General features: G+C 38.5%; 4 protein-coding genes. All 4 read right to left on the bottom strand.

What is annotated here, in order from left to right; all coding sequences use genetic code 11:
- Positions 1-323 (bottom strand): recombinase family protein (locus tag PN447_RS18585; RefSeq protein WP_334311064.1); only part of this gene is annotated, 323 nt, incomplete at its 3' end.
- Positions 324-590: 267 nt separating this feature from the next.
- Positions 591-1,064, bottom strand: coding sequence for a PAM68 family protein (locus PN447_RS00580; RefSeq protein ID WP_271760035.1), 474 nt, complete (start codon positions 1,062-1,064; stop codon positions 591-593).
- Between the two features lie 12 nt (positions 1,065-1,076).
- Positions 1,077-1,346: a 30S ribosomal protein S15 gene (gene rpsO / locus PN447_RS00575; protein WP_271760034.1), complete on the bottom strand. Its 270-nt coding sequence runs from the start codon at positions 1,344-1,346 to the stop codon at positions 1,077-1,079.
- A gap of 155 nt (positions 1,347-1,501) precedes the next feature.
- Positions 1,502-2,545, bottom strand: coding sequence for a 3-deoxy-7-phosphoheptulonate synthase (locus tag PN447_RS00570; protein WP_271760033.1), 1,044 nt, complete (start codon positions 2,543-2,545; stop codon positions 1,502-1,504).
- Positions 2,546-4,003 lie beyond the last annotated feature (1,458 nt).

The following is a 4,003-nucleotide window of genomic DNA, read 5'->3' as shown; positions in this document are numbered from 1 at the left end:
CGACAGGTAACAACAAGCGTGAGCTTATCTCCCCGCATAAGTCTGTCCAGTAAGGCTTGCAGTCCTTTTCTTTTAAAGTTGATTCCACTGCCGATATCTTTGATGATTTCGGCATCTGGGTAGAGTGATTGCATATAGGCAAGTCTACCAAGGTCGTCTCGTTGCTTGGTTGAACTAACTCGGCAGTAGCAGACAAAGGAAGTTCTAGTTGCACCACGGAGGTAGAATTCAATGTGAAAAAGTCTTTGTCCTGCTTCGTTTTTAATGCTTTCAATCTTGCCATTGTCTGCGTACTTCCTTAAAGTGTTTGGGTGTAATCCCAGTTGTTTAACTGCTTCTTGTAGTGGTACATAAGCCAGACCACTATATTAGTATTTATGAGCATATGTAATCTATTATTAGTAAATAACTAGCTATTGGCTAACCTTCTAAGGAAATATACAGATTGGCAGATGACGTTAAAAGATTAGGCGATCAGTACTTATCCTGCCCAGTATAAGTTTTACTTAGGAATTTGGAAGTTAGGTAAAATGGCCTAACTTCACAATCTAGCCCATACCGCAGTTAGTCTGATACCTGAGCGCCAAGGCTCATAGGTTTTTTTGCCGAGTTTCGCGCCACACTTCCACCATTCGACCCCAATTGGTACTAAATTCGCCTAGACCCCATAGGCTCCCAGGTCTTTCTTCATCCCAAGAGGAGGAAAGAACACCATAAGTAATCCCCAAAACTCCAATGCCAAATAATCCCATATTCACCAATAACACGGCAATGGGAGGCAGTTGGATCTCTGTATACGTAGCCAGTAAATAACTGACTACTAGGGTTGTAATACCCAAAGCTGTTGGTATACCACAGAATCCCGCCACACGCCGGATCATCCTTTGGCTAACAACCTCGGGAATGGCCATTTCTTCTTTAGTGAAAGGTGGCTGCTTGTTAGGGGGTTTTTCTGTAGTCTTTACCTGTGCTTGTGGTTTACTGGTGCCTTTGGTGGGTTTTTGGCGCTTCTTGGTTTTTGGTTCAAAAGGTAAGGGGCTACCCTCGGATTCTTCAGCAGACATAAGCGATAATTCCTACCCACGAATACCGAGACGAGCAATTAAATCTTGATATTTTTCCCGACTGCCTTTTTGAATATAGGAGAGAAGACGCTTGCGCTGACCAATCATCTTCAATAATCCCCGACGGGAGGAATGGTCTTTTTTATTTGCCTGGAGATGTAAGCTGAGGCGACTAATGCGGTCGGTCAGCATGGCAACTTGAACTTCGGCAGAACCAGTATCGGTTTCGTGAACTTGATAGTTCGACATGATTTCTTGTTTGCGCTGTTGCGTCAGAGCCATGATAGATTCAGTTTCTAGTTATGTTAAATGTATGCAGCAATCTCCCATGATATCACAGCCGCCAAATTGTTGGTATGAATCAGCAATCAGTATTTTGGCTGTATGGGCTGGTATATCGATATTTCAACTGCTTGTGTCAACTTCTACCCTAGCAACTAATGCAGTTTTTGGTAAGCAGCCAAAATAATCTTTTCAGTTTCATCCCAGTTGATACATTTATCGGTTACAGAAACACCATACTTTAACTCTTCTCGCTTACCGGCTATGGGTTGATTACCTTCATATAAGTTTGATTCCAGCATTACACCTACTATTGATGTATTACCATCAACTATTTGTTGAATCACATCTTCTAATACATTCGGTTGTAATTTGTAATCTTTATTAGTATTTCCGTGGCTACAGTCGATGACAATTCTTGGTGATAAATCAGCCTCTTTTAATTTTTCTTCTACCAGTTTGACATTTGCTGCTTCAAAGTTAGGCTGACTACCACCACGTAAAATAACGTGACCATAGGGATTTCCTCTAGTTTCAAATACACTAACCTGTCCTTTATGATTAATGCCTAAGAAACTATGAGGACTTTTAGCAGACTGTAAAGCATTTAAAGCGACTTGAATATTACCATCAGTACCATTTTTAAACCCTACAGGCATGGAAAGTCCACTAGCCATTTCACGATGGGTCTGTGATTCAGTAGTTCGTGCGCCAATGGCAGACCATGTAATCAACTCACTAATATATTGAGGTATGATGGGATCTAGTGCCTCTGTACCAGCCGCTAAACCCAACTCTACTATTTTTAGCAGTAGGCTACGTGCAGTTAATAAACCTTTTTCTACATGGAAAGAATCATCCATATCTGGATCATTAATCAATCCTTTCCATCCCACGGTAGTGCGGGGTTTTTCAAAGTACACCCTCATAATGAGTAGCAGTTTATCCTTCACTCTGTCAGATAAAACTTTCAATTTCTGGGCGTATTCCAGTGCTGCTTCTGGATCATGAATTGAGCATGGCCCAACTACAATGAATTTTCTGCTGTCCTGAAAATCTAGGATACTTTTGATTTCCTGTCTATATTGCCAAACATTCTCTTCAGCCAATTTAGTTAAAGGTAATTTTGTTTTGACTTCATTCGGCGTTAATAATACGTGAGAGTTCTTGATGTTAGTATTAAATAATTTATTGTGCATAGAGCCAAACTGGTGATTTTTGCTATTCTCCTGAGAGGATGTTGATCAATTATTTTCAGCCGTCTAGCCATTGCCATACTAAGTATCATGATATTGACTCACCTTACTTAAAATACTGCACTGGCCGTCGATTACACGGTAATAGGCATAGGGAATTGAAAACGCTGAGTTTTTCTTGAGTTCACCATGGGTGTAGTAGCGAATTATATGCGCACAAAATTTTTCAAACATCCTCTGAGGGAAAGTTAATATACCATTTTAAATCAAATTCACAACACTGAGTTACAGATTTTTCAAATAACCAAGAGTTTTGTCTGTTAATTTGTCAATTAAACCGGAAAAATCCTATTTGATTCCTGAAAATGGGCATAAATGCAAAAACCTGTTTTCTGGAAACTGGGGTAATTCTCTCTGATACCACAGTGGTTTAGACATAAGCTTACTCGGTTAAAATTATATAAAGCCTTTTTCAGGCTAATGAAGTACACATCAATTGCCTATTCCCTGTTCCCTGAAACTAAACAACTTTGTACCTCACGAGCATGGGAAATGCTATATGCAATTAATTATACATATATCTGAGAAATCGAAATCAATGGACTAGTTCTCAATTGTTGTGTTTTCATCACTTTCAGCCATGAGCTTGATTGCGCCATGCATTTTCGTTATAAACACCATTTTGTAGTTGAACAGTTATGGGAATTTATGTATCATCACCCTGGTTCATAGAGATTTCTTGCTAATTCCAAAAAAAAGGAGCCTGATTAACAGGCTCTCTGATTATAAGGTGCAAACAAAATCTATTCAATGGCGATCGCCATGAAAATATTTATTAATTTCATTAACAAATCTTGATATGAATACTTTCTCAATGATGAATAAACTCTTCACTCAACCTTGATAGGTATTCACAACATTACTTTACATATATGAATTAAGATTAACCTGTTCAATTTCCTCTGATTAGATACACTTATACAATAGTACAGTTTTTACTATATCTCACTGCAATTTAACAATTAAATCATTTTTTTATTTTCATTTTTTGAGAGAATTAAAATAAAATGATTAATTTAAATTTTCTGAAACTTCCCACGCCCAGGGATATGGTATTACAGGATACTTGACATTCCTTGCTTTTACTTGTCTGGCGACAAACAGAAGTAGAGAGTTAACTGTTGAATTAAAGTCATAGCTTGGGTGGCGTAGCTATACCTGACCTACAACTAAGATGGTTATCAAACCAGAGTTATACATGGGGACTGTGAGAGGATGTTTGTCAAGTCATGATTAGTGTATCGAATATTATTTAACCCCTCCCTCTCCTTGCAAGGGTAGGTTTTTAATATGATCTGTGAAGGCAAGACTAGGAAGACAAGGAAGGAAAGTGGACAAGGAAGATTTTATACGGACAATGGTCTTTTAAGGGGCTATTTTTCTTACTAAAAATACAGACTT

Source organism: Anabaena sp. CS-542/02, assembly GCF_028331085.1.
GTDB classification, from domain to species: domain Bacteria; phylum Cyanobacteriota; class Cyanobacteriia; order Cyanobacteriales; family Nostocaceae; genus Anabaenopsis; species Anabaenopsis arnoldii.
Note: the sequence above shows the minus strand (reverse complement) of the source record. Positions and strands in the feature narration are given on the sequence as shown.

Excerpts from the sequence above, each read along its gene's own strand:
- PN447_RS00580 (WP_271760035.1), bottom strand. The coding sequence starts at position 1,064 with ATGTCTGCTGAAGAATCCGAGGGTAGCCCCTTACCTTTTGAACCAAAA.
- PN447_RS00570 (WP_271760033.1), bottom strand. The coding sequence starts at position 2,545 with ATGCACAATAAATTATTTAATACTAACATCAAGAACTCTCACGTATTA.
- rpsO (WP_271760034.1), bottom strand. The coding sequence starts at position 1,346 with ATGGCTCTGACGCAACAGCGCAAACAAGAAATCATGTCGAACTATCAA.